Source organism: Phocicoccus pinnipedialis (assembly GCF_903994035.1).
Lineage (GTDB): Bacteria > Bacillota > Bacilli > Staphylococcales > Salinicoccaceae > Phocicoccus > Phocicoccus pinnipedialis.
Genome location: NZ_CAJEWB010000007.1, coordinates 40744 through 67462, shown reverse-complemented (window position 1 = coordinate 67462; position 26719 = coordinate 40744). Strand labels below are relative to the sequence as shown.

Genomic DNA, 26719 nt, shown 5'->3' with positions numbered 1-26719 from the left:
TACTCAGTCCTCCAATTCTTTTGGTAATAAATATCTATTGTATGGTAACACACGCTTATGTGCAGAACGCTTGTAATGATTGACTATCGTGTCATATTCATTTTTAGAAACTTCTTTTCCTTCTAGAAAATCATCAATCGCTTCATACGACACATTGAGTGCGTCTTCGTCTGATTGCAATGGCTTATCGGATTCGAGATCTGCAGTTGGCACTTTTAAATATAAATGCTCAGGCGCTTCTAAATATTCTAGAATCTGTCTGCCTTGACGTTTGTTCAGCCCAGTGAGCGGCGTGATATCGGCTGCACCATCTCCGAACTTTGTGAAAAATCCAGTGAGCGATTCAGCAGCGTGATCTGATCCTAGTACAATCCCACTTGTATGAGCAGCGATTGAATACTGAACTTTCATACGTTCACGTGCTTTCTCATTTCCTTTTACGAAATCATTGATTGGTACTCCTGCTTCATACAGTCCTTGAACACTTGCATCTACAGCTTTTTTAACGTTGACTTCCACTGTGCGACTCGGCTTGATGAACTCTACTGCATCCAATACATCTTTTCGGTCGAGTTGTTCGCCATAGGGTAATAAGACACCAATAAATTCATAAGATGCGTTTTCTTCACTATTTAACTCATCAACCGCCATTTGCGCTAACTTCCCTAGAAGTGTGGAATCTTGTCCACCACTAATACCGAGTACAAGTGTTTTGATAAATGAGAATGCTCTTGTATATGATTTTATAAAGTCTATAATTTCGCGGGTATCGACTGCGGGCTCAAAGTGGCTCTTTACGTGCAGTGATTCAATGATATGTTGTTGCTCTAGTTTCATTAGATTTCCCTTTCTGAGAGATCCTCGATAAGTTTCTGACGGTCTGTCCATAGCTTAAGTGATAAGTCGACAGGATAAATTTGTGGTTTGACTAAACGTCTGTTTTCTTCCCAAAGCTCTTCTAAACGGTCGATTCTCACTTGTTTTATTTCTGCAATTGTACGCTTTCTGTAAACGAGTTCACCATCAACAAAAATATCATTTAACTTTTTCACTGGTGTAAAATTTTTAACGTACTTTCTCTTAACTGTGTGCACTGGATCAAACATAAAGAGTTCTTTAGACGTATCGATTTCTTCACCAAATCGTGTAATATAGTCCCCTTCAGATTTACCAGTTTCGTTGTTAATGATTCTGTATACTTCTTTTTTACCTGGTGTTGTCAGTTTCTCTACGTTACCTGAAATTTTCATACGATCTACAAGCTCACCATCCACTTCTATTGCAGAGAGTTTATATACAGCACCAAGAGCGGGTTGATCATATGCAGTAATTAACTTTGTACCTATACCCCAACCATCGACTTTTGCACCTTGTGATTTTAGAGATAGGATTGTCATTTCATCTAAATCATTCGATACAATAACTTTAGCATTAGGATATCCTGCTTCGTCTAACATCTTACGCGCAACTTTCGATAGATACGCAATATCTCCTGAGTCTAAACGAATACCGATAAAGTTGATTTTATCTCCCATTTCGTCTGCCACTTTAATTGCGTTAGGAATACCCGATTTGATGGTATCAAACGTATCGACTAAAAACACACATTCTTTATGTGTTTCAGCGTATGCTTTAAACGCTCTGTAATCATCGCCAAACGCTTGTACCATCGCATGTGCATGTGTTCCTGAAGGTGTTATTCCGAATTTTTTCGCAGCGCGAACATTTGATGTTCCATCGAATCCACCGATGATAGCAGCACGCGCACCCCAAATGGCCGCATCAAATTCATGTGCACGTCTTGTACCGAATTCCATGAGCTGGTCATTTGGTACAAGTTCTCTAAGTCTACTCGCTTTTGTTGCTATTAGAGTTTGATAGTTAATAATATTAAGTATTGCTGTTTCCATTAATTGTGCTTCTGCTAATGTTGTATCTACTTGAACGAGCGGTTCGTTGTTAAATACCACTTCGCCTTCGTGCATCGCACGAATCGTTCCTGTGAATTTAAAGCCTTTTAGATAAGAAAGAAACGCTTCTTCATATCCTAATGTTTTTAAATACTCAAGATCTGATTCTGTGAATCGTAAATCTTTTACATAATCGATAATACGTTCGAGTCCAGCAAAAATTGCGTAGCCGTTCGTAAATGGCATATTTCTGAAGTACGCTTCAAACACTGCACGTGTGTTATGCATATTTTTCATATAATATGTTTTAATCATATTGATTTGATATAAATCTGTGTGTAACATAAAACTGTTGTCTTCAAACTTTTTCATATGGCACCCCTATTTAATGTGTTTTCGTACATATCTTATTACCTAAAATTATATATGATTTGGAGGGACAAATAAATGCAATTAGGGAGTTTCAAAGCAAGATTCATTATTTTATCGATTATTGTTTGCATTAGTGGGTTTTCACAAGGTCTACTGTTACCATTGATTTCATTCATTTTTGAAGACCGTGGGATCAGTGCGTCACTCAGCGGTTTACATACGACTGGCCTATATATCGGCGTGTTTTTATCATCATTAATTATTGAAGGCCCGATGCGTAAATATGGATATCGTTTTTTAATCATTGTGGGTGGCATTACAGTAAGCTTGGCAATTTTGACGTTTCCAATTCTAGATACTGTATTAATCTGGTTCATTTTACGACTTATTATTGGTATTGCAGATAACGTGCTTCATATCTCTACTCAAACATGGCTGACACAAACCACTCCTATTGAAAAGATTGGTCGTGTTATTGCGGTTTATGGTCTCTTCTTCTCATTCGGCTTTATGGTTGGACCCAAGGTGAGTGAGCTTGTCGTTATCTGGGAGCCTTTACCTTTCGTCGTATCAGGTGTACTTACGATGTTGGCTTGGCCGTTAATTCTCTTGATCAAGGATGCTAAAGATGCGAAGCCAGATCCAACAGACGCTCCGATGACGTTTTTTACTACTCTAAAAAACTTTAAAGCAGTGTTCATCACCTCATGGGCAACATTTATGTTCCCCATGTTGTATGGCTTTTTCGAAGCATCTATTAACTCGAACTTTCCAGTATTCGCTTTAAGAAACGGACTAGAAATTTCAGCGGTCACATGGATTTTGCCTATGTTTAACCTTGGGGGAATCTTATTACAATTACCGATTGGTGCACTTGGTGATCGAATTGGTCGAGATAAATTACTAACCGGCTTGCTAGTATTTGGTATCATCTCCTTTACATTGATGGAGGTCTTTAATCAATCATTTATCGGATTGATATTACTCTTTACAGTTTCCGGTATGGCAACAGGATCTGTATTCTCGCTTGGACTCGGATACATGGCTGACGTTACTCCAAGAGAAAACTTGCCTGCTGGGAACGTGATGGCTAATATTATGTTCTCTATCGGAAGTATCGTTGGACCAATCATTGGTGGTTTTGTAATTTCAGTCACTGATGGTGCCTTTTACTTCACATTCTTTGTTTTTATCATGACGATTATTTTGGTCTTAAACCTCGTTTATATGTCTAAAAGAAGAAATAGAATGACGCAGTAAAACATGTTAAACTATATCTACTAACACTTTTTGAGGAGAGTTTTTTATGTCAATCAAAATTTTTGGGCATCAAAACCCAGATACTGATTCAATCACATCAGCAATTGTCCTTGCTGAACTTGAATCTAAACTCGGAAATGATGCAACAGCGTATCGTTTAGGAGAAATCAATCCGGAGACGGCCTACGCTTTAAACTACTTTAATATCGATGCTCCTGAATTATTAGATTCTGTCATCGAAGAAGATACAGTGATGCTCGTTGACCATAACGAGTTTCAACAATCTGCGCCTGGTATTGAAAGTGCTACAATTTTAGCAGTTATCGATCACCATAGAGTTGCAAACTTTGAAACCAACGTACCACTCTACTTTAGAGCTGAACCTGTTGGATGTACAGCAACTGTTCTTTATAAAATTTTTAGTGAAAATAATATTGAAGTTTCAAGGGAATGTGCTGGCTTAATGATGTCAGCAATAATTTCAGATACTTTATTATTAAAATCCCCTACAACTACAGAGCAAGATGAAAAAACACTATATTTATTAAGTGAAATTGCTGATGTTAATCTCGAAGTATACGGGCTAGAAATGCTAAAAGCAGGTGCATCTACCAAAGATAAAACTGCAGAAGCACTTATTAACGGAGATGCTAAAACGTTTGAAATGGACAACCGTAGTGTACGTATCGCACAAGTAAACGTTGTAGACGTTGATGAACTGTTTGAAAGAAAAGACGAACTAATCGAAGCAATCAATAAAGAAATCGATGCGAATGAATATGACCTATTTACTCTTGTAGTAACAAACATTTTAGAATCAGATTCTAAAGTACTTGCACTCGGAGAACATCATGGCGTAATCGAAAAAGCTTTCGACGTATCCTTAGAAGATAACATGGCTTTACTAGAAGGCGTTGTATCACGTAAAAAACAAGTTGTACCAAATATTGAAAAAGCTTTCGCTTCACTATACGAATAAAAAATAAAGCATACGATTTGAAAAATCAGATCGCATGCTTTTTTATTTAAGTACCCTTTTGATGATACTCGTTTTTTTATTGCTTAACAGTTCTTGTGAGCAGGTATTTGTCACTTTATAATTGTATTTATCTTTTGCGAGTTTATAGGATACTTCGTCAATCCAATTCGTCTTTTCTGCCTGTTCAAAGCAATCTGGGTGAATAATCTCACTGGTTGAATGGTCGACAACAACTCTCGTACCACTACTCGTTTCATCTACAATCGGTAAAAATAATAATCCAATTATAATCACGATTAAAACACTCATATATATCCACTTATTCATATTCGTTCCTCCATCATTAATATAACACATTTTTTAAATTCTACATATTGAAAAATAGAACATATGTTCGTATAATTAGAGTTAAGAAAGCGGGGATATTATGGATTATAGACAAATGAAAAAAGAAGAACTCAATTCAAATATCCCCATGGGAAGAGGGATGATTAAGTGGGCTCCTTTCGCTACAATGCCTGAACAATTTGAGAGCGTGCAAAATATTATACATTCGCAAGATAAAATTAAACGCCCAATTTTAACCGACGACCGTGTCGATTTAATGAGTCGCAAGATGAGCTACGCACTACATCACAAGCTCCCCGTCAAAATCGAGTATTACTATGATGGTTTTCGCTACTCAGTCGACGTAGAGATAATAAAAATCGACCAATGGAGCGAAGTGCTCATTGGCCGATATATAGATTCATTAGACTCTTTTTTTATCCCATTTATAGATATATTAGAAATTTCTTTATTATAATTAATGTTTATCGGGTACAAATAATACAGCTTCTTTTTGGTACTCAACAGCTTTCATTAAGTGCTGAGCAAGTACAGTTGTCGTGATTGCTCCAATTCCACCCGGTACTGGAGTAATCATGCCTGCTTTCTTTACCACGTTCTCAAAGTCAACGTCCCCTACAAGCTTACCTTCATCGTTGAAATTAATACCAACGTCAACAACAATCGCACCTGGTTTAACGTGCTCCTCTTGAATTAAGTTAATTGCTCCTGCACAACTCACAATAACATCAGCATTTTTACAGCGTTCTACGAGATCTTTCGTATGCAAGTTACAAGTTGTAACAGTCGCATTCTTGTTCAACATAAGCAGTGAAAGTGGTTTACCTACTACAGCACTTGCACCGACTACTGTAACGTTTTTCCCTTCAAGATCAACACCGTAATAATCAAGCATTTCCATAACAGCCGCCGGCGTACAAGGCTCTAAACGATCTGTTGCATTCGTGAGCACCTTACCTAAATTCATAACTGTTAACCCATCGATGTCTTTATGTGAACGCATCACGCGTGATGCTTTTGTGATATCAATATGTTTCGGAAGTGGCTGAAGTAGAAGAATACCATGCACAGAAACGTCCCAGTTCACTTCTTTAAACTTATCCAAGAACTCATTTTCAGAGATATCTTCACCAAAATGAAGTTGCATTGTTTCAATACCGAGCTTTTCAAAACGCTTCATAGCCGCGTTCTCATATGAAATGGAGTCCTCTAAATCTCCCACGCGTACGAAACAAACCTTTGGTGAAATACCAATTTTTTTGGATTCTTGAACTGCTTCTTTAATCTGTTCCGAAAGATGCGCAGCTACTTTTTTTCCATCTAGTAATTCTGCCATTATACACACTCCTACAAGTAATATTCTTGATTCAAGTATATCACAGCGTAATTGCTTACTTATCCAAAAATAAAAAAATACCATATCAAATATGATATGGTACATGAAAACTTTTAATTATTTAGTTTCACGGTGTAAAGTAACTTTGTTTAATCTTGGGCTGTATTTTTTAAATTCGATACGCTCAGGATTATTACGTTTGTTCTTTGTAGTAATGTAGTTACGGTCACCTGTTTCAGTGCACTCTAAAATAACGTTTACGCGCATGGTTTTCCCTCCTAATAACATGTCTCGTGATTATGCTTTTCAACTGGCCAGTTGATCATCAAAGGATGAACTGTGTGCCATAGGCACATTAAATCACTTTGTCTATAATACAGGTTTTTACTAATTTTTTCAAGTTTTTATAAAAAATAATTGCTTAATCGTAATCATTACGATATAATTTAAAACCGTAAGTACAAGGAGGACAACTTATGAAATTTAAAACATTTTTACTTTTATCTTTTACTTTAATTCTCGCAGCATGTGGATCTGTGGATAAAGACAACTCAAAATCAGATGAAGACACGTTACATATATACACTACAGTGTTTCCACTCTATAGCATAACGAAAGAAATCGGCGGAGATACAGTAGAAGTAAAATCTGTTTACCCTAAAAATGTGAACATTCACTCATACGAACCGTCACAAAAAGATATACTAAGCTATGCTGAGGGAGATTTATTCATCTTTACAAATGAAGAACTTGACCCCCTCGCTAAAAAAATTAACAACACGATCGGTTCACATACAAAATCACTTGCCACTTTTTCCTCTGAAGATAAAATGATTGAAGAAAATCATGAACACGAAGGTGAAGCTGAAAAAGACCACATAGAGCATGAAGAAGATGACCACGAAGCACATGCTCATGGCTCACACGACCCTCACGTATGGTTAGACCCTAACTTTGCATTAGAAATGGCTGAATCAATAGCAAAAACATTATCAGAAATGCAACCACAATATAAAGGTTTATACGAAGAAAACTTTGAATCCCTAAAAGAAGACCTTATGCAGATGGATGCCGAATTAAAGACAGCAACAAATAATGCTGAGGGTAAAACAGTGTACATCTCACACGAATCTATTGGCTATCTTGCTGAGAGATACCATTTTAAGCAAATTGGTATCAGTGGTTTAAATAATGAAGAACCGTCGCAAAAAGCACTTACTGAAATTGTCACGCACATAAAAAAAGAAAAAATTCCATACATTCTTTACGAGCAAAACGTTTCATCACGCGTGACAGATATGATTGGGAGAGAAACTAGTACCGAATTCCTACCCTTCCATAACCTAGAAACAATGACAGATAAAGACCCCAAAAACGCAACTTATCAGAGCATGATGAACAAAAACATTGAAAGTTTAAGTAAAGTGTTGAAGTAATATAAATACTTTATTCTACATTGCTAATTCTTGTTCTTGATATGTATATAGAAGCTAGAATATTATACTCTTGAAGTCAATACTTTAGAATTGTCAATGCTAAGTACTCTTATAAATATTTATATTAAAAACTCGCAACATTCTTCTAACTAGAATGTTGCGAGTTTTAGTTTGTAAGGATTTTAAACTCCTTGCTCTGTTTCCATTTCTTCACGGATACGTGCTGTAAATTCTTGAATTTCGCGAATATCTTTTTTAACCACGAAATAAACAATTGCTCCAACTGCTGCACCTATTAGTGACAGCACAAACAATACTTTAAATACGAGTCCGAATACACTTTTAATGAATTCCATATTTTTTCTCCTCCATGATGCGTTCAATTGCAGGTATATCTGCAGGTGCAAATTCTAAATTCCCTAATTCCCGAACTTTTAACCATTTTTTATCAATATGTTCTAATAATTTTATGTTACCATCGATAATTTTTGAATAAAACGTTGTAAGCTCTACTGTCCCGAAGTCATATTGGTATTCAGTAGTAGTAATTTTATCTAGAACTTCAATCTCACAATCCATTTCTTCCAATAATTCTCTTTTTAATGCAATACGTGGATCTTCCCCACACTCAACTTTCCCACCTGGAAATTCCCACATCAAAGGCAAAGTCTTATCCTCTGGTCGCTGTGCACATAAAATCTCACCATTTTCATTGACGATTACTGCACCAACTACAACAATTTTCTTCATAAGTTACTTCCTATTCAATAATTCGATCAGTTCTGATTCGTTAAGTTGAACAATATTATTCTTCATGTTTGCTTGTAACATCGCGTCCTCAGCAATTGCATCTAAATATTTCTTGTCGATACCAAGTTCACCAAGCGTTGTTCTTAAACCAATCGCTTTTTTCAGTTCATTAAATGTATGGAGCATTTCATCGACAGATGAAAACCCAAGAGATGTTGTGATTGTTTCTAGTCTCGAATCTTCTTCGCTATTTATTTTAAACCATAAATCGACTGTTAAAGCGCAAGCCTCACCATGTGGCACACCAAATTCAGAAGTCAAATAATAACTCACTGCGTGAGATCCACTTGTGCCCGTTTGACTGAATGCCTGACCAACGAGCATCGTGGCGACGGATAAAGCATGACGCCCCTCTCTAGTTTCTTCACCATCATACACAGGTTTAAGATGCCTGAATGCAAGACGTAAAGCCTCTATTGCAAGTGCATCAGAATAAGGATTGTGATTCACGTTTCCAATCGCATCAAACGCGTGACACATGATATCTATACCTGAGATTGCCGTGACAGACTTTGGACATGTGTATGTGAGTTCAGGATCGATGATTGCGAGATCCGCAAATAGTTCTGGTCCATTCGTAGGAAGTTTTTTACCTAAGCTATGGTCACTGATTACAGCTGAATTCGTCACTTCACTACTTGAACCACTTGTCGTTGGAATTAAGATAAGTGGTATGCGCGTTCTATTCTTCTGGACCAAAACGTCACTTGCATCTAAGCCCATTGCAGCACCTATGGATGCCACCTTAGTTGCGTCCATAACGGACCCTCCACCAATACCAATGAGCGCATCAGCCTTTGTGTCACTTACTAAATCAATGATGCTATCCACATTTTCAATAGTAGGATTCTCTTCAATACCCACAATCATTCCACTCACACGTCCCTCAAGTTGAGACTCAATCACACTGAGAATTCCATTATTCTTCGCAGAATTACCAGCAACAATCACAAAATTCGTAGCTTCATAACGCTCTAATAATGTCTCCAGATCACCAATCAGACCCTCACCGAATTTAATATTTACTGGATGAAATAATTTAAACAAGAAGTATCACTCATTTCTTTTTCACATTATAAACTTGTTTCTCGAACCTCACACTGAATGGTATGAAGATAAAGATTAATGGTAATAACAGTGCTGCACTCAAAAGCACCTTCGTCCAGTGTAGCCACGGTGCTTGTGGGATTATAAATATCACAAATATCAACACGAGAGTGATTGCCAGATATTCGTATACCATCGTCATAGTTGACGGTTCTAGATATTCTCCACACTTTGGACATTTCGTTCTAGATCTTGGCTTAATTACATAACCAAGCAAACGCTCTTTATATGTCCATTCATGCTTACAATATGGACACACGCCAATCTTATTTTTATTGCGAGTCGTGTTGGTCATAATGACTTCCTTTCAATCTATGCTAAAATATATTTAAAAGACAAAACAGGTGATCCTATGAAAATAGAACTACAAAAATCATTTAACGTCCTACTCATTATCATCGCACTCGGTGCAATATATTATTTTCTAGCGCCACATTTTGCCGGTCTATTAAAAGTTGTTATTATATTACTATTTATTCTCATCGGACTATACTCTCTTTCAACTATTTTCAAAAGAGAATACGATGAGTAGCTATTTTAAATAAGGTACTACTTCTATTTTATCAGTATAAGACTTCATATGTGATTCTACGTCTTTATATACGTCTGGCATATCTACATCTTTTAAAGGCATGAGGTAGAAATTTGTGTACTCATTACTCCTTACATAAGTAGGCATGAACCTTACTTTTGGTACCATTAATGTGGTGCCAATTTTTTTGACTTCAAATTCAAAAATTCCACCGATTTTGGTATTCAAACTTTGTTGTGCACTAAAGAAATTTGACATTGAATAGGCAATCGGCACTTCTCTACCATCTGATGTCGTGTAAATATCAACCGGTTGTAATGTATGTGGATGTGATGCAATAATTAAATCAATACCCGCTTCAGCAATCTGCTCATACATACTGCGGTCTATTTCTTCAGGGAAATCTGCATACTCCACACCTCTATGCATACTGATAATTTGTACATCAGAAACTTCTTTCAGCTTTTCAATATCTTCTAAAATTAAATCAAAATAATCATAATTCACCAGATAACCTTGTCCAGGAGGCGTTTCAATGCCGTTCGTACCATATGTATAACCGTTCATCCCAACTTTAATACCATTCACGTTAAACACACGTTGACGATTCCTATCTCCTTCTGAGATATTTGCTCCGATATAATCAATACCACGTTCCTGTAGTCGTTCTATGGTCTTTAAAACACCTTCAGTACTTCTATCCAAAATATGATTATTAGCTAGGTTTACAACATCCGCCTGTAAATATTCCAGAAGATCGGCCACTTCAGTGGGTGCGTTAAACGTTGGATATCCACTTAACCCGAGCTCTTCCCCACCTATTGGTGTTTCTTGGTTTATATACACAAAATCAGCATCTTTAAGATATGGCTCTATCGACTCAACTCTGGATTTAAATTCATAGCTACCATCTTCTTGCTGCACATCTTCATATAAATAATCGTGTACTAAAATGTCTCCTGTCGCTCTAAAATTAAATGATTTTATCGGAGACCAATCAATTAAGTTATTTGCACCAATGCTTGATAATCCTGTGCTTGCAGCTGTAATCGTACTGACGAAAAGCACAGACAAAATAGATTTTAATATGGTTATACACCCCTAACAGTTTCTGCTTGAACGGGGTCTTCTTTGTAATCCTCAAATCTAATTCGTAATGATTTTGATTCAATTAAATCTCTACCATCTGTAACTTGGAAGTGGAGATGAGGTTCATTTGATGCACCACTATTCCCGGCTTGTCCGAGTAAGTCACCTTGTTCAACTATGTCCCCTACCCTAACTATAATGCTGCCTGCTTGTAAGTGTGCAACCATGCTGTACTCATCATGTTCATGTTTAATGACAACTGCATTCCCCATCGGTTGATCCATATTCGGTATCCCAATAAAATTATCTGGCTGGTGTAAATACACGTCTACGACTTCACCTTTTAACGGTGCAACTACGTCTTTACCGTAAGTAAAATAGCTTGATATCTTCGTCTCAAGACCGTTGTGCGCATGTCCAGAGATCGACTGAATTAAATCATATGCGTAGCGTTGATTTTTAAACGGGTAATGATAGTTTAAAAATGCATTCGTTCCACCCCATAATACGAACCAGTCGTCATTGATTGGAAACTTAAATTTATTTTTAGTATAGTCATTATCCGTTTCAAACTGTTCATGTAAATCAAATTGAATGCCACCAATTTCACCATTTTGATTAAACACAGCAGTAATCATATGATGGCCTTTATCATCTATAAAACAATATCTGTCTATCTTATAGTGAATTGAGTTATGAAATTTCAGCTCAAAATCCCCACTATTATTCTTAAAATCATTCGCATAAGTAACGAACTCTTCTTCACTCATGAGTGCCTTGTAATCACTTGTTAATGCTAGATATAATATATTAAAATTTCTTTTATTAAAAAGCTTTGCAAAATCTTCTGGTAATACTTTCATTGTTTCACCTCATTTACTAAAGTGTACAAAAAAAAGACTTTAAAATCACGTTTTAAAGTCTTTTGAGTTATTTAATTATTTCAATTATATCTTTTGTTTGACCTTCTATAGAAATTAAATCGTTTGTTCTATAATCATCAAGATTCAATATTATAATATGTGATTCATCAATTCCTGTTTCATTCTTCACTTGTTCACTTAACTGGGTTTGATCTTTGTTAGAACTTAGAAACACATAGTCCGTTTCAAAATCTTTTAAAGAATCTAATGAATCAATCGTTGTCGCATTGTTTTCCATGAGACGCTTCGCTTCTTTATTTAGATTAAACTCAAGCACATCATAGACTGCTTCAGTACCGAAACTACCAAACTTCGGAACAATCTGGTATCCACCATCTATCTCAGTTAATACAACCGCGTCAAATTCTTTCGCGTCAAATGGTAATTCACGTTTTAACTCAGACATTTTCATGAACCAATCATCAATTTTCTCTTTCGCTTCTTCCTCTTTATTTAACATAACACCCAGATGATAGAAGTGCGTCAAATAAACGCGCTTTTTATATGGACTTAAGAAGCTCGAGTTGTAAATCATTTCAATCGTTGGTGCGATATCCACATAATCTTTTGAATAATCGTCTGGTGCATAAGTGATGATTAAGTCTGGATCTATCGTTTCTATTTTTTCTATATCACCTGGTTTAATGAATTCCACATCACTCAGATTATCTTGTATATATTTATTATTTATTAGAATTTCATTGATACCCGCAGGCTCTACACCAAGCAAGTGTGCGTTCAGTGGATCTGTTGCGCGAAATAACAGCGCGCGTTCAACATCTAGCGGTATTTCTAGTTCTCCTGCCTGTTCTACTGTTATTGTTCTTTTATTTTCTTCTTCATTAACACTCACTTCTTGATATGTGCTACATGCACTAAGTCCCAGCGTTACCGTGAGCATACTCATCATAATTAATTTTTTCATTCGCTCTTCCTACCAAAATATAAGTCATATATTTGTTCTATTTTTAAAAATATTACTCCTATGATTATACCAATAATCGTACCGATTACATTTAAAATAACATCATCTATGTTAGATGTGCGCCCAATAGGAAAAATAAACTGCAAAGTTTCTACTAGAACTGACAAACTCATACCAATTAAGGATACAAGTAATTCTCTCCTTAATGCCAAATACATGAAGAAACCAAATGGCATGAACAAAACAATGTTCATGATAATGTTGTTAAATATCGCTTCTCTAGTCGCAAAGTTTAATAAATCTTGTATGGTTGAGAATGGTTTTAAGTTCAAGGAATTATTCTCTATTGATGTTGGCATCATTGTTACTAAGAATATCCCAACAATCGTCATGATAAGACCAAAATACGTGACGAACAACAAGATGCGTTTAAAATTATTGAGTCTATAGCCTATTTTGTAGTTGATGAACATTAAAACAAACAAAAATACCATCAAGGTAATGATAAATATTGGGATAATTGGTTTAAATGCTTCTAACAATATTTGCACGTTTTTTCTCCAATCTATATTTCTAAAACTATATCATATATTTTTATATTATGATATTCTCAAAATAACTTAAAGGAGTGAACACATGGGACTTTCTATTAAAAACCTCACGATGAGATTTAATGAGCACACTGCTGTTGATGATCTCTCTCTACATGTTGAACAAGGTGAAATGTACGGATTTCTAGGTGGTAACGGCGCTGGGAAAACAACAACTTTTCGAATGATATTAAACTTACTTAAACCGACATCTGGCTCAATTACTTGGAATGACAAACATATTAACTATGACGTAACAGATATGATTGGTTATCTGCCTGAAGACCGTGGATTGCATCCAAAACTTACGGTAGAAGAGCAAGTCACTTATCTCGGTCGTCTTAAAGGTATGAGTCAAAAAGACTCTAAAGACGCATTAAAATACTGGTTAAAAAGATTTGATGTTTCTGAGAACTTTTCAAAGAAGATCGGGAGTTTATCTAAAGGAAATCAACAAAAAATTCAATTGATTGCTTCAATTATCCATAATCCGAAACTTATCATATTAGACGAACCTTTTTCGGGGCTCGATCCTGTAAACGTAGAATTACTTAAAGAAGCTGTAAAAGAACTGAATAAAAATGGAGCGACAATTATCTTTAGCTCCCATAGAATGGAACATGTAGAAGAACTATGCGAATCTATTTGTATTTTAAACAAAGGCAAACAAGTGCTGAGTGGAAAAATTTCAGATATTAAACGATCCTATAAAGAAAAGCGTATGACGATTGTAGGAAACTATGATCTCGCATTTTTAGAAAATGCACCAGGTGTACTTGAATACACTAAAATGAATGAAACAGTCATTTTAAAAATTGCTGAAGAATCGTATGCAAAAGATATTTACGAGACAATCTCTTCGCTCGGATATTTCAAAAAAATTAGCGTGGAAGATCCTACACTTAACGAAATATTCATAGAGAAAGTTGGTAAAAATTAATGAATAAATTTTTAATGATTTTAGTAAGCGCATACATGCAGAAAGTAAAAGCAAAAGCATATATTTTCACTACCTTAATCTCAGTCGCACTTATCTTTTTAGGATTTAACTTTAATATCATTATTGATATGTTTAATAAATCCGAAGAAATTAATACGATTACGGTTCAAGCTGAACCGAAATTAAAGGTAGGTTTCGAAACCTTATTACCTAATAACTCAGAGACAATCAAAATAACAGAAGATTCATCCAATACACTAATCATTGAGCGGGATCAACACACACTACACTCTGAAGTCAACACAGAGGCTGAATTGTCTAGTGACGATAAAAACGCGATTCAAAACACCCTTGATCAACTTCATCAGACGTTAGTGATGCAGGAAAATAATATCACTCCTGAAGCAATTGCAGAATTGAACACTAAAACCGATTTAATTGTTAAAACTACGAGTGAAGAAGCATCTCAGGATGGACTCGGTGATATTAATCCAGCAAACATGGTGATCATGTATGTCACTCTCATGCTTATGTTTTTTATTATTATCGGATACGCTGGTCAAGTTGCAAATGATATTGCACAAGAAAAATCATCACGCGTTATTGAAATGATTGTATCTAGCGTGTCTCCAACAACTCACCTTGTTGCGAAAGTCTCTGCAATAATTTTAAGTGCATTGACGCAAATTTTAATATTTTTAATCAGCGGATATATTGCATTTAAGACAAGTAATATTAATGAAGCGGTTAAGGCGTTTGACCTAAAGTTTAGTAGTGACACAATTCCGATAATTATAATTTGTATCATTTATCTTCTTCTTGGACTTCTACTGTATTTATCACTCGCTGCAATGCTTGGTAGCTTTGTTTCTAGAATGGAAGATTTACAACAAAGTATTATGCCACTGAGTTTCTTAAGTATTGGCGGATTCTACATCGCAATGTTCAGCATTGCGACACCAGGCACACTACTGGTAAAATCGGCGAGCTATTTCCCATTCTTTACACCTTACGTGATGCCACTTAGAATGATTGACCCAGATACAACGATGTCTGAACAATATATTGGCATTGTCATAATGACTATTTCAATCGTTTTGATTATCTGGCTCACAACATATATTTATAAGCGTAGCATCTTGCTCACTGAAGGTAGCATGGTAAAATCAATTAAAAAAATATTTAATAAATAAAGACAAAGACAGTCATACATCTATATGACTGTCTTTTTTTACGCTATTCATTAATTATAATAACCAAATCCAAGTACACCAAACTATGATACAAGAGACTGCGTAACAGCCAGTTCGATCAGGTCTTTTGTGCCAATTTTAAGATTCTCATGAAAGGTAATATTCACTGTGTCTTCTCTTTAGTCACTTGCTTTAAGTACATTGAAGCATATTTTTTATTTTCTTGCATGAGAGAGATGTGATTACCCTCTTCTATAATTCGACCTTTTTCAAGTACGATGATATGATCTGCTTTCTGAATTGTAGATAATCGGTGTGCAATAATAAATGTCGTCCGATTTTTTGCAACAACTGCCATTGCATTTTGAATCATCATCTCTGTCTCACTATCAATGTTTGATGTGGCTTCATCTAATATTAAAACCGTCGGGTTGAACGCGAGTGCTCTCGCAAATGAGATCAACTGTCTTTCACCTAATGATAACGTTGCACCACGCTCAGAGAGTTCTGAATGAATGCCGTTATCAAGTTTATCAAGAATGTTTGCTCCCCCAACTTTAATGAGGGCATCTATCGCTTCATGTTCAGTGATTTCCATATTATTCATACGAATATTGTACAGAAGTGATCCTGAATAAATAAATGGATCTTGAAGTACGATGGACATGTGTTGACGCATGGATTGCTTATTCAGAGTAAGTATGTTTTTATCGTCGAATAAAATACGACCCGATGTCGGATCATAGAATCTCATTAAAAGGTTAATAATTGAACTTTTTCCAGACCCCGTGTGACCCACAAGCCCCAGTGTTTCGTTTGGATTCACTTTAAATGATATGTTGTTTAACACGTTTGTCTTACCATCGTAACTAAAGTTTACGTTATCGAATTCAATCGTTCCAGCGAATGTATTCAGCACACCGTCTTGGTTATCTTCAACTTGCTTATCAAGTAATTCATACACTTTATTCGTCGATACACGTGCTTGTTCAATGATGTCGAGCATCCCTACAATATTGTATAGTGGATCCATAAATTTCGTTGAATAGTCAATTATTAAATACATTGAGCCGACCGTCAGTGCAGTTCCTGTATCTAAGAAAATACTCGAAAATACAACCACTAATATCATAAGTAGAATACTTCTCAAAGTCTCAATTAAGTTATGGTTTGTCAATGCGTTGATTTTCGCTATCTTCATTGAGCTGTCGTAGAATTCTTCATTTATTTTTCTGAAATCATCGAGCACAGTGTCTTCTCTGTTGAACGCTTGAATGATTTGCATACCATTAATTGATTCGTTGATCATCGCGTTGATATCACTGTTTCTTTCACGTTTGATGTTATTGTGCTTCGTCGATGCTTTTCTGTATAAGTAAACCCAGATTATGATAATAGGTATTATTACAACCATTGCGAGACCTGCGTAGAAGCTGACAAAGAAACTCGCTCCGATGATACCAACAATTGTAAATCCACTGATGAGGATGACTGGTACTGCTGAGGTGAATAGCGCTAAAATCGCTTCTGTATCATTCGTGATTCTCGCCACGACCTTCCCTGCAGGCAAGTTATCGAAATATCGTATAGGTAAATTTTGTACGTGATCAAATACTTTTAGTCTCAATTTTTGAATTACACGACTCGACGATGTCTGAATGACCACTTGAGAGAAGTATGAGACAACTGAGTTAACGATTTGAATTCCGAGGTAAATTAGTACAAGAGTTACAATACCTTTTGCAACCACATTACCTTCTTGCATATAATTATCAATGATGAATTTCAAAATTAACGGACCAAGAAGAGTGAGTATTACTCCAACCGCACTTAAGAAAATACCGAATATTAGTGTTTTTCTCTCACCTATCGTGTAACTATATAATCGTTTAAAATTCTTCATCGTCATCACCCCCAGATAGATAATACTCATGTTGTTTCTGGTACCATCCACCACTATTTGATAATTCTTTGTGCGTACCACGCTCTACAATTTCTCCCTTGTCTAAAACAAGAATTTGATCTGCATGTTGCACGGCAGAAAGTCTATGAGTGATGATGATTGTCGTCTTACCCTGACGTGTTGCTTTAATATTTTCAATAATGCGCGACTCTGTCATCGCGTCTACTGCAGATAATGCATCATCTAAAATGAGAATATCCGGATTTTTAATAAAGCTTCTCGCGATCGATACACGTTGCTTTTGTCCACCCGAAAGGGCAATCCCCTTCTCACCAACAAGAGTATCGAGCCCGTTCGGCATATTTTCGATGTCTTGGTCAAGTGCACTCATTTTAATTGCCTCTATAAGCGCTTCATCTGACGCATTTTTTTTACCGAATAATATATTTTCTCTTACTGTTTTTGAGAACAGTATATTTTCTTGTGATACATAACCGATTTTTTCTCTAAAGTCCGCACGACTGATGTCAGAAATCGGTATGCCATCAATGATGAGTTTCCCTTCACCATATGGATAATACATAAGTAATTGCTTGATAAGTGTTGTCTTGCCAGAGCCGGTACGTCCTACAATACCAAGTGTGTGTCCACTCTTTAAATCTATTGTAATATCTTTTAAATTAACGTGATTACTACTTGGATACGTAAATCTATAAGATTCAAATCCAATATCCGTCTTGTGGTCACGATTCATCCCAAAAATAACGTCGTCTTCCGCATTAAATACATGGTTAATTCTAGTGTAGGAAGCATTCCCACGCTGCATTAGGTCAATTGTGATACCTGTCGCAAACATCGGCCAAATCATCATATTCAAGTAAATATTGAATGTAATGAACTCACCTAAAGTTATATCTCCTTGGTTAATGAAGCAAGCTCCAAAACCAAAAGAGAGTATAAATGTTATAGACACAACAATTGTTGTGAGTGGATTGAATAAACTGTCAAGTTTAACTACTTTCATAAATTTTTGTAGATAGCTTTCTGTCATATCGTAGAATCTCGCGTATTCTTCTTTTTCTTGTAAATAACTGCGCGTTAATCTCACACCTTCAACAACCTCTAACACTGAGTTGTTCATATCACCAAATGCTTTCTGTGCCCTCTCATGTGCCAGATGAATTTTTTTACCAATGAACACTTCTACAAAAATGAGTATCGGCAAAGGAATGATTGCTAATAATGTAAGCTTCCAAGAAACAGTAACCATCATCGTAATGAGTATCGTCAGCATGTATGCGCTTGAGTCTAATAGTGTAAAAATTCCGATACCTACGCCATTTGCGACACTCTTTAAATCGTTCGTGACCTTCGCCATGAGATCTCCTGTTTTATTCTTTTCAAAGAAAGAAGGACTCATCGCAAGAAACTTTCTCATAAGACGATGTCTCACGATTGTCTCAACCTTGTATGCACCGCCCCAAATGAGATATGAGTAGCAAAAACTCAGTACATAACTCATCACTATAATGATTGAGAATATCAATACAATGTTCATTAATAACTCTTGTGTCATCGACCCCTCTGTAATAAAGTCGATTGACTTACCAATTATGTACGGTGGAAAGACATCCATAATATTTAATAAAATTACTGTAATTAAAAGTAAAATATATGTTTTCTTATGTGTGGCAAAGAACCACTTGAGCTGCTTTAAAAAGTTTATCATATGCGTTCCTTTCATCTTCCATGTCCTAATTTGTACAAAAAATGCGCACTGATCCCAGTGCGCATAAAAAAATACACATAGAATTAGAGTTATCCTCCATTCTAAGTGCTCTTAAATATAACTATCCTATTTTACATCTAATACGGAGGAATGGCTTAAGTTTTTAAATATGTTTAAATCAAGTCTGTTGTTCATGTTACTTTCCTCCATTTCTTCAATAGTTGCCTCAATTATATTTCGAATTCTGAAACAATGCAACAATTTTTAATAATGTTCAAAATATTTGTTAATTGAGTATGTATTTTATAAAAAAAATACACTCCCTTTAGGAAGTGTATTATTTAAAATTATTCTCCACGTGCTTCCGAATCTGTTAACAGAATCACATTTGGATGATTGTGTAAGATTGAGACTGGTAAATCTTCTGATACTTCCCCACTTACAAATAAATTTCTTGCTTCTTGTTTGTTAGATCCTGAAATTAGTAAAATAATTTTTTTAGCTTTCATGATTGTTGCGAGCCCCATAGATAATGCTTCTGTTGGTACATCTTCTTTCTTTTCGAAGAAGCGCGCGTTGTCTTCAATTGTTTCATCTGTTAATTTTACGCGTTGTGTTAATGACTCGAATGAAGTTCCTGGTTCGTTGAACGCGATGTGTCCATTACGACCAATACCAAGTACTTGAATATCAATACCTTTTTCATCGATTAAAGCCTCGTATTCTTTAACTTCTTCATCAATGTCATCTGCAACACCATTTAAGATATGAATGTTTTCTTTAGGTACATCAATTTTTGAGAATAAGTTTTTCTCCATGAAGTAGTGGTAACTTTGATCATTATCTTCATCAAGACCAACATACTCGTCTAGATTAAACGTAGTGACTTCACTTAAATCTAAATCCACATCGTTAATCATATTTGATAATGCATCGTACATACCTTCTGGTGTTGAACCAGTTGCAAGACCTAGTACCGTATCTTTTTTTGATTTTAGATCGTTGAAGATAATTTTTGCAGCTTCTCTGCTCATTTCCTCGTAAGTGCTTGCTTTAATTTCTGTAAACTTTGTCATTAAAATTCCTCCAGTGAATTTATAAATTCTCTATTATTTTTGTAACGGCAACGTTAATGTAATTTTGAGGCCAGCCTGGAATTTTATTCGCTATCGAAATTTCCATATTGGCTGGCACATGGACGAAACCGCTCGGTATATTTAAATTTTTTTCTTTTAAATAATACAACGAACAATACATCAGGTTGTTACATAAATACGTTCCTGCCGAGTTTGAAATAGTCACTGGTATATTATTCTCTAAAAGTACTTTTTCTAAACGTTTTAATGGGAGTGATGAAAATATAGCATCCGGTCCATCTTCACTGATTTTTTCACCATTTGGATGAAAACCTTCGTTATCTGGACGACCATCAATGCAGTTGATTGCGATACGTTCTAGATGTACGCTATGAATGTTTCCAGCAAGTCCGAGATGTACAATCGCATCTGGCTTTACTTCATCAATATCTTTCTTTATTAAACACGCGATGCTTTTAAACGACACAGGATAAACCCTAGATACGATTTTGTATTCACCAATTGAAGTGCCATTTAAGCTTTTTACTGCACTTTCAGTCGGGTTCGTTTCAAACTTTAAAAACGGCTCGTAGCCGGTTAGTAATAATGTTTTCAACATGTTCACTCCTAAAGTATTGATTAAGTATAATACAGCGTCGTCTCGATGTAAATTAATTTCTAATCTAACTTTTAAAATAATACACGTAGTTCATAAATCATATAGAACGCTGAAATGAATGTGAATATTAAGGCAACGACCCCAAATGCTGACATCCATAATGGATGCTTGTAATTGCCTACTATATCTTTACGCCTTGTTGCGTGCAAAATTCCACCTAAAATTACTGGAATTAAAATTCCATTTAATGCGAATGAGAACAATACTAAAATTGTCGGCTCTGCTACTATTAAATTAATGAGCCAAGCCGTTAGAATGTACATAACAAGCACGATATTTAGGTGTTTTTTAAGCGCGATATTATAGCTCTTGATCATTGTTCCAGCTGTATAAGTCGTTGCTGAAATGGATGTGATTGCCGCAATAATATATAGAATTCCAAGTGCTAAATTTCCAAAACTCCCGTAGATCTCCATGAATGAGTTCTCTAACACACTATCCGTGAACAAAATCGTATTCGATGCAATTAAACCAATTACAATTAAAAAGATAAACACACGCACTAAACTCGTTAGTATCACACTTAAGTTCGATGCACTCGTGACCACATGACGATACTTCGCACCAGTAATCTTACCGTCAATAAGTCGGTGTGCACCTGAGAGTGAGATGTACCCACCAATCGTTCCTGCCAAAACCATTGCTATAGGAACGATTGTTGAGCCTAAGTCTGCTGGCATAATTGTGCGTACAAATATCTCATCATATGGCACCTTATTAAATACAAAAAAATATGTAAATGCAGTAATAAAAATAATTACAACACCTAGTATTGGAGCTATTAAGTCAAGGTTATCACGCCCTGCTTTAAATATGAATATCAAAATAGCAAGTAACACACCAATCGTTGCTCCAAGTTTAACGTCTAAACCAAACGCTAAATTAAACCCAACACCCATACCGATGATCGCAATGATATTAAACGCTAAACCTCCAAGAATTACCAAAAATGAAATAACCTGTCCAAGCCGAGGGACGATAGTGTTTATTAAATAATGGATTGGTTTTCCACTCACTGAAACGACCCGCCACAAGTTCATCTGGAACCCAAGTTCAATGATTAGCGTCACAAGGATTACAAACGCAAATGTTGTTTTTAATTCATTTGTTAAGTCAGCTGTAGTAATTAAAAATGCAGGTGTAATCGATGCAGTCATCATAATGAAAATTGCACCAATAAGCTTTCTCTTCTGTTTACTATCTAGTAAATTAAACTCTTTAAACATCTCAACTCACCGCACTTTGAAATTGATAATTTTTATTCTTTAACTCATTAAATATATCCTTTAAAAATTGAACTGCACCATCTGTGTCTCCGTGAACGCAAATGCTGTCGACTTGAATCGGGATTTTCTTACCAGTGATTGTTTTGACAACTCCTGCTTCAATCATCTCTATAATACGCTCCGATGCAACCATAGGGTCCGTGATCATCGCACCTTCGATACTTCTAGAGACTAACGTTCTATTATCGTTGTACGCACGGTCTAAGAATACTTCATTGATGACCTGTAAGCCTTTTTCAGCTGCACAACCCACGAGTTTCCCCATCGACATACCCATGACGTAAAGAGACGCGTTATAGTCGTATATACTATCTATAATCGCTCGTCTCGTTTCTTCACAGACTTCTGATTTATTATACAGTGCGCCGTGTGGCTTCACGTACTTCATCTTTACACCTACGCTTTTAGATAGTCCATCTACAGCTGCGAGTTGGTATTTTACGAGTGAATACACCTCTTTATAGGATAAAGACATGTCACGCCTACCAAAGCCTTCTAAATCTCTATACCCTGGATGTGCACCTAGTGCTACATTATTCTGTTTTACTAAGTCAATTGTATGTATCAAAGTTTCAGGATCAGAGGCATGAAATCCACACGCGACATTCGCGCTTGTGACGAGCGGTAATAACTTCTCGTCATTGCCTATAGTGTAGGCACCAAAACTTTCACCTAAATCTGCATTAATATCAATAGTTTTCATACTATTTCCTCCACTTAAACATAGTTATAGCTTATCAAAACTAGGGCCCCTACGGTAAATAATACGACCCCTCAATACGCTCCATCTCTTCCATAAAGAGACTTCTTGCTTCTTCAATTGTGACTTCCTCGAAATAAACATTACCCTCTAGTCGCTGGTCAACGAGTACGGGTAAATCAATTTTTGCGACAGTCCCTAATCTTAAATAACCACCAGTTGTTTGACGATCATTCATGAGTATCATTGGGTTACCATCTTTTGTTACTTGTATGAGTCCAAGTCTCGTAGCGTCGCTAACAATATCGTAGTTATCCGCTTGAATACTTTTGCCCATCAGTTTTATTGCCATACGATTGGAATCTGATTTTATTGTATACGGCTCTTTAAAAAATACATTTAGATTGTGTATATGATCTGTATCTTCACCTAGTATCACTCGTATCACTGGCTTTCCTTTATAGGTTTTAACAGTTGGATACTTAGACATTTTCTTTTTTGCTAAGCGTGGTTCATTGACTATGTCCACTTCAATAATGTCTCCGGCCTTCAAAGCTTTAATACTACTTAACTGACTATGTGTCGACTGACTACCAAATGCTTCATCTGATATTATCTTCCCGCGAAAAGCCATATACCCTCTCGCATCGAGCAACCTTCCAACTTTCACATGATCTCCTTTAGAAAGTTTGATATAAGACTTTGTCGTAATAACCGAACCATTTAGTGTTATTTTCTCTGTCCCAAACACCGCGATAGTAATATTATCAAGTACTTCAAATTCTGGTCCTACAACTGTCATTTCAATCACAGGATTGTTCAGAGGGTTATCAAGCATCTTATTCGATAGCATCATTGCACGATAATTCATTGCTCCAGATTCGCTCTGCCCGTATCTCTCTGTACCACTCCGACCCGAATCTTGAATAGATGAATACATTCCCGGCTTAATTATCCTTATCATTATATAGCCTCCAATACTCATCTTTTGAAATAGAGTAAAATTTCACATAATCTCCAGGATTTACGATAGGAATACCCTCTTTTACCATTTCTAATGGTGTCTTACCTATGATATTCCACCCACCTGGTGCGATTTGCGGATAGACACCTGTCTGTCCACCGGCAATGCCAACGCTCCCCTTATCAATTTTTTTACGTGGAATCACAAGTCTTTTCATATGCAATTTTTCATCTAGACCACCGAGATACATGAAGCCTGGTAGGAAACCAATCATATACACACGATATTCTGGTTCCGTATGACGATTAATGAGTTCTTCTAATGAGACGGCAAATTTATCTTGATCAATTCCAAATTCCGGATCATAACAGACGGGTATTTCAATGATATTTTTCTTCGTAACTTTAATGTCTAGGTCCTCTAAGCTTTCGCATATAGTAAGAAGATTTTTCTTTACCGTTTCAACATCTACCTTAAAGATATCCCATTGTACCGTCACGCTGTTATAAGAAACGTTTACATTCAATAATGGTAGTTTGCTATCCTCAATTTTATACATCAAAGATATCAGCACTTCATGTTGTCTATCAGTATATGTGTGTTTATCTTGAAAAATCACTAGTCTATCTTCTGAAATTTCTTTTATAATCATACCTACTTCGTCCTTTATGTAAAAAAAGATGAGATTTAATAATCTCATCTTTAGTAGTTATATTAAGAAGTTACCTAAGACATCGTTCACGTCGTGGACAATTACAAACGCTTCTTCGTCATTGTTCTTAATCAGTCGTTTTAAACGAGATAGTTGGTTCTTATTGATCACAACATAAAGCACTTCTTTATTTTCTTGTGTGTAATATCCTTTACCCTTTAATATCGTCACACCGCGTTCAATATCAACGGTTATCAGCTTCGCTAGTACTTCTGGGCGTTTTGATATGATTGTGACCGCCTTCTTCGGATTCATGCCCTCAATAATGAAGTCCATCACTTTAGTCGCGATGTATAAAGCAATTACTGTTAATAGAATTCGTTCTAAATCCATTACAGTTAAACCGATTGTAATAACGATCAGATCAAAGAATAACAATGCGTATGAAACGTTTACGTCTAAGTATTTGTTCGCAATACGGGCTAAGATAGTTGTTCCTGCTGTTGTTGACCCTACTCTAAAGATTAAACCAATACCTAGCCCAATTAACAGACCACCGAATACCATATTGATGATGATTTGATCTGTCTTAAATATCCACGTTTCAGTGAGCCAGATCATGAGAGAGTTCATTGGAACTGTGAACAGTGTATAAATCATTGCTCGCTTCGATAAGAACTTAAATCCGACAGCGAGCAATAACATGTTAATAAGGAAGTTCGTAAGTGCTGGAGAGTAACCAAATGCATAATACATGATGATTGATAGACCAATAACCCCACCTTCAGCAAGGCCTCCACCAATCATGAATGTATTTACGCCGATGGCAAACAGAAATGACCCGATAGTGATTACAACTAAGTTTATGAGAGTCTGCACCGTCATCTTGCGTGAAATAGGAAGTTTCTTCTTTTCAAACTCCCTAAATTTCTTTTTCTTCTTTTCGTCCATCTCTCTCTCTCCTTTCGCACAATAATTTAATTTTATAAGAAATGTTGCGATTATTCAATATTCAAGATTTGTTTAAGCGTCTGATATACTAGGACTACATAATTAATATGGAGGTTAAATTTATGAAATCAATCACACCCTTTCTCATGTTCGAAGGACGTGCTGAGGAAGCAATTATGTTCTATCAGTCTGTATTCGATGATGTAGAAGTTATTTTCTTAAATAAATTTGGTCCAGAATCGAAGGGTTGGGAAGGTAAGATCATGCAAGGCTTAATCAGAATCGGAGAACAAAATATCATGATATCTGATTCTTCTATCTCTCACAACTTTTCATTCACACCATCTACAAGTCTCTTTGTTGAATGTGAATCGACAGATGATCTAACTAGATACTATAACAAGATTAAATCTAAAGGTGCCATTTTGATGCCACTAGATGATTATGGTTTTAGTAAACAGTTTGCATGGGTTAGCGATCCTTTTGGATTCTCATGGCAGCTCAATTTAAATTAAAAAAAGACGCCCTTCCTACTTTAAGGAATGGACGTCTTTATCTTTTTCACACTTAAAAACTCATAAAAATACGGATTAGCCGACTAATTTAGAGATGAATGAACGATTCTTACGACTATCTTTGTTCTCTTTTAGTCTAGTGTTGTTCATCGCTACCTCTTTGAATTCTTTGATGCGTTGTTCTACTGGAATAATTGATGTAGTATACAACTTTTTTCCCCCTATAAATAAATTTTTATTTCATTATTCGTATATACCCATGCGGCTCTTAACACTTATTATAATACCTTATATATCAACGTTTTTCAATGTTTTTGATTGCTTTTTCTCAAAGTTCATCTCTTTAAAAAATTCAGTTATTTTAATAATATATAAAAATTAATAAAATATAATTACGAAAATATTTTAAACAATCCTTTACATGCATAAAAGTGTATAATAATTCTTAAGATAACGTTTTCTTTGAGTTTTTATGATTTTTCTGATAAGAATTAGAACCTTACGTGTAAAAATA

31 protein-coding genes are annotated in these 26719 nt (G+C 35.8%); 8 read left to right on the top strand and 23 right to left on the bottom strand.

Annotation, left to right across the window (positions count from 1 at the left end):
* Window positions 1-3: 3 nt before the first annotated feature.
* Both nadE and H9D55_RS03930 read right to left on the bottom strand, forming a co-directional pair.
* Window positions 4-837: an ammonia-dependent NAD(+) synthetase gene (gene nadE / locus H9D55_RS03935; RefSeq protein ID WP_186077049.1), complete on the bottom strand. Its 834-nt coding sequence runs from the start codon at window positions 835-837 to the stop codon at window positions 4-6.
* A complete protein-coding gene (locus tag H9D55_RS03930; RefSeq protein ID WP_186077048.1) occupies window positions 837-2282 on the bottom strand; it encodes a nicotinate phosphoribosyltransferase in 1446 nt (481 codons plus the stop codon). The genes nadE and H9D55_RS03930 overlap by 1 nt, the downstream gene beginning before the upstream one ends.
* A 75-nt stretch (window positions 2283-2357) precedes the next feature.
* Here H9D55_RS03930 and H9D55_RS03925 point away from each other — a divergent pair, with 75 nt between their 5' ends.
* Window positions 2358-3542, top strand: a complete 1185-nt coding sequence (locus tag H9D55_RS03925) for an MFS transporter (RefSeq protein WP_186077046.1) — start codon at window positions 2358-2360, stop codon at window positions 3540-3542.
* Between the two features lie 46 nt (window positions 3543-3588).
* The gene (locus H9D55_RS03920; protein WP_186077044.1) at window positions 3589-4521 is read left to right on the top strand and encodes a manganese-dependent inorganic pyrophosphatase; all 933 of its coding nucleotides are present in this window, start codon (window positions 3589-3591) and stop codon (window positions 4519-4521) included.
* A 42-nt stretch (window positions 4522-4563) separates the two neighbouring features.
* On the opposite strand, the gene H9D55_RS03915 is transcribed toward H9D55_RS03920, so the two are convergent.
* Complete coding sequence (locus H9D55_RS03915) at window positions 4564-4848, bottom strand: alpha-amylase (RefSeq protein ID WP_186077042.1); 285 nt, start codon at window positions 4846-4848, stop codon at window positions 4564-4566.
* A gap of 100 nt (window positions 4849-4948) precedes the next feature.
* Between H9D55_RS03915 and H9D55_RS03910 the strand changes: the two genes are divergently transcribed.
* The gene (locus tag H9D55_RS03910; RefSeq protein WP_186077040.1) at window positions 4949-5326 is read left to right on the top strand and encodes a YolD-like family protein; all 378 of its coding nucleotides are present in this window, start codon (window positions 4949-4951) and stop codon (window positions 5324-5326) included.
* On the opposite strand, the gene H9D55_RS03905 is transcribed toward H9D55_RS03910, so the two are convergent.
* Complete coding sequence (locus tag H9D55_RS03905) at window positions 5327-6205, bottom strand: bifunctional 5,10-methylenetetrahydrofolate dehydrogenase/5,10-methenyltetrahydrofolate cyclohydrolase (protein WP_186077038.1); 879 nt, start codon at window positions 6203-6205, stop codon at window positions 5327-5329.
* A 117-nt stretch (window positions 6206-6322) separates the two neighbouring features.
* Entirely contained in the window at window positions 6323-6472 is a 150-nt protein-coding gene (gene rpmG / locus H9D55_RS03900) for a 50S ribosomal protein L33 (protein ID WP_186077036.1), read from the bottom strand.
* 209 nt (window positions 6473-6681) lie between these two features.
* Between rpmG and H9D55_RS03895 the strand changes: the two genes are divergently transcribed.
* Entirely contained in the window at window positions 6682-7641 is a 960-nt protein-coding gene (locus H9D55_RS03895) for a metal ABC transporter solute-binding protein, Zn/Mn family (RefSeq protein ID WP_186077034.1), read from the top strand.
* 182 nt (window positions 7642-7823) lie between these two features.
* On the opposite strand, the gene H9D55_RS03890 is transcribed toward H9D55_RS03895, so the two are convergent.
* Genes H9D55_RS03890 through H9D55_RS03875 form a run of 4 tightly spaced genes read right to left on the bottom strand, consistent with a single transcriptional unit; the run spans window position 7824 to window position 9853 of the window.
* The gene (locus H9D55_RS03890; RefSeq protein WP_186077032.1) at window positions 7824-7997 is read right to left on the bottom strand and encodes a hypothetical protein; all 174 of its coding nucleotides are present in this window, start codon (window positions 7995-7997) and stop codon (window positions 7824-7826) included.
* A complete protein-coding gene (locus H9D55_RS03885) occupies window positions 7984-8391 on the bottom strand; it encodes a (deoxy)nucleoside triphosphate pyrophosphohydrolase (RefSeq protein ID WP_186077030.1) in 408 nt (135 codons plus the stop codon). The genes H9D55_RS03890 and H9D55_RS03885 overlap by 14 nt, the downstream gene beginning before the upstream one ends.
* 3 nt (window positions 8392-8394) lie before the next feature.
* On the bottom strand, window positions 8395-9498 hold the full coding sequence (locus tag H9D55_RS03880) for an iron-containing alcohol dehydrogenase (RefSeq protein WP_186077028.1): 1104 nt from the start codon (window positions 9496-9498) through the stop codon (window positions 8395-8397).
* Between the two features lie 10 nt (window positions 9499-9508).
* A complete protein-coding gene (locus H9D55_RS03875; RefSeq protein WP_235963103.1) occupies window positions 9509-9853 on the bottom strand; it encodes a TIGR04104 family putative zinc finger protein in 345 nt (114 codons plus the stop codon).
* A gap of 57 nt (window positions 9854-9910) precedes the next feature.
* Here H9D55_RS03875 and H9D55_RS03870 point away from each other — a divergent pair, with 57 nt between their 5' ends.
* Window positions 9911-10090 (top strand): hypothetical protein, encoded by a 180-nt coding sequence (locus H9D55_RS03870; RefSeq protein ID WP_186077026.1) that lies wholly within the window; start codon window positions 9911-9913, stop codon window positions 10088-10090.
* Here H9D55_RS03870 and H9D55_RS03865 read toward each other — a convergent pair whose 3' ends face one another.
* From H9D55_RS03865 to H9D55_RS03850, 4 genes are all read right to left on the bottom strand, one after another.
* Entirely contained in the window at window positions 10091-11158 is a 1068-nt protein-coding gene (locus H9D55_RS03865) for a CapA family protein (RefSeq protein WP_186077024.1), read from the bottom strand.
* Window positions 11159-11181: 23 nt separating this feature from the next.
* Window positions 11182-12042 (bottom strand): M23 family metallopeptidase, encoded by an 861-nt coding sequence (locus H9D55_RS03860; protein WP_186077022.1) that lies wholly within the window; start codon window positions 12040-12042, stop codon window positions 11182-11184.
* Between the two features lie 67 nt (window positions 12043-12109).
* Window positions 12110-13027 carry an ABC transporter substrate-binding protein gene (locus tag H9D55_RS03855; protein WP_186077020.1) on the bottom strand — a complete coding sequence of 306 codons (918 nt, stop codon included), beginning with the start codon at window positions 13025-13027 and terminating at the stop codon, window positions 12110-12112.
* Complete coding sequence (locus H9D55_RS03850) at window positions 13024-13578, bottom strand: VanZ family protein (RefSeq protein ID WP_186077018.1); 555 nt, start codon at window positions 13576-13578, stop codon at window positions 13024-13026. Before H9D55_RS03850 ends, H9D55_RS03855 begins: the two co-directional genes overlap by 4 nt.
* Before the next feature lie 85 nt (window positions 13579-13663).
* Between H9D55_RS03850 and H9D55_RS03845 the strand changes: the two genes are divergently transcribed.
* Complete coding sequence (locus H9D55_RS03845) at window positions 13664-14557, top strand: ABC transporter ATP-binding protein (RefSeq protein ID WP_186077016.1); 894 nt, start codon at window positions 13664-13666, stop codon at window positions 14555-14557.
* The gene (locus H9D55_RS03840) at window positions 14557-15750 is read left to right on the top strand and encodes an ABC transporter permease (RefSeq protein ID WP_186077014.1); all 1194 of its coding nucleotides are present in this window, start codon (window positions 14557-14559) and stop codon (window positions 15748-15750) included. Before H9D55_RS03845 ends, H9D55_RS03840 begins: the two co-directional genes overlap by 1 nt.
* A gap of 163 nt (window positions 15751-15913) precedes the next feature.
* Here H9D55_RS03840 and H9D55_RS03835 read toward each other — a convergent pair whose 3' ends face one another.
* From H9D55_RS03835 to H9D55_RS03795, 9 genes are all read right to left on the bottom strand, one after another.
* The gene (locus H9D55_RS03835; RefSeq protein ID WP_186077012.1) at window positions 15914-17653 is read right to left on the bottom strand and encodes an ABC transporter ATP-binding protein; all 1740 of its coding nucleotides are present in this window, start codon (window positions 17651-17653) and stop codon (window positions 15914-15916) included.
* The gene (locus tag H9D55_RS03830; protein WP_186077010.1) at window positions 17640-19382 is read right to left on the bottom strand and encodes an ABC transporter ATP-binding protein; all 1743 of its coding nucleotides are present in this window, start codon (window positions 19380-19382) and stop codon (window positions 17640-17642) included. Before H9D55_RS03830 ends, H9D55_RS03835 begins: the two co-directional genes overlap by 14 nt.
* A 347-nt stretch (window positions 19383-19729) precedes the next feature.
* Window positions 19730-20458 (bottom strand): glucosamine-6-phosphate deaminase, encoded by a 729-nt coding sequence (gene nagB, locus H9D55_RS03825; protein WP_186077008.1) that lies wholly within the window; start codon window positions 20456-20458, stop codon window positions 19730-19732.
* Window positions 20459-20477: 19 nt separating this feature from the next.
* Window positions 20478-21077, bottom strand: a complete 600-nt coding sequence (locus tag H9D55_RS03820) for a pyroglutamyl-peptidase I family protein (protein ID WP_245202405.1) — start codon at window positions 21075-21077, stop codon at window positions 20478-20480.
* Between the two features lie 71 nt (window positions 21078-21148).
* Window positions 21149-22363, bottom strand: coding sequence for an NRAMP family divalent metal transporter (locus tag H9D55_RS03815; protein WP_186077006.1), 1215 nt, complete (start codon window positions 22361-22363; stop codon window positions 21149-21151).
* A 1-nt stretch (window position 22364) separates the two neighbouring features.
* Window positions 22365-23126 (bottom strand): 5-oxoprolinase subunit PxpA, encoded by a 762-nt coding sequence (locus tag H9D55_RS03810; RefSeq protein ID WP_186077004.1) that lies wholly within the window; start codon window positions 23124-23126, stop codon window positions 22365-22367.
* A gap of 49 nt (window positions 23127-23175) precedes the next feature.
* Window positions 23176-24087, bottom strand: coding sequence for a 5-oxoprolinase subunit C family protein (locus tag H9D55_RS03805; RefSeq protein WP_186077002.1), 912 nt, complete (start codon window positions 24085-24087; stop codon window positions 23176-23178).
* Window positions 24071-24739 carry a 5-oxoprolinase subunit B family protein gene (locus H9D55_RS03800; protein WP_208454722.1) on the bottom strand — a complete coding sequence of 223 codons (669 nt, stop codon included), beginning with the start codon at window positions 24737-24739 and terminating at the stop codon, window positions 24071-24073. The genes H9D55_RS03805 and H9D55_RS03800 overlap by 17 nt, the downstream gene beginning before the upstream one ends.
* Window positions 24740-24796: 57 nt before the next feature.
* Complete coding sequence (locus H9D55_RS03795) at window positions 24797-25624, bottom strand: YitT family protein (protein ID WP_235963104.1); 828 nt, start codon at window positions 25622-25624, stop codon at window positions 24797-24799.
* Window positions 25625-25812: 188 nt separating this feature from the next.
* On the opposite strand from H9D55_RS03795, the gene H9D55_RS03790 reads away from it, so the two are divergent.
* Entirely contained in the window at window positions 25813-26205 is a 393-nt protein-coding gene (locus tag H9D55_RS03790) for a VOC family protein (RefSeq protein ID WP_186076998.1), read from the top strand.
* A gap of 75 nt (window positions 26206-26280) precedes the next feature.
* Here the strand turns inward: H9D55_RS03790 and H9D55_RS08205 are convergent, their stop codons facing one another.
* Window positions 26281-26415, bottom strand: a complete 135-nt coding sequence (locus H9D55_RS08205; protein ID WP_268884000.1) for a hypothetical protein — start codon at window positions 26413-26415, stop codon at window positions 26281-26283.
* Window positions 26416-26719: the final 304 nt, after the last annotated feature.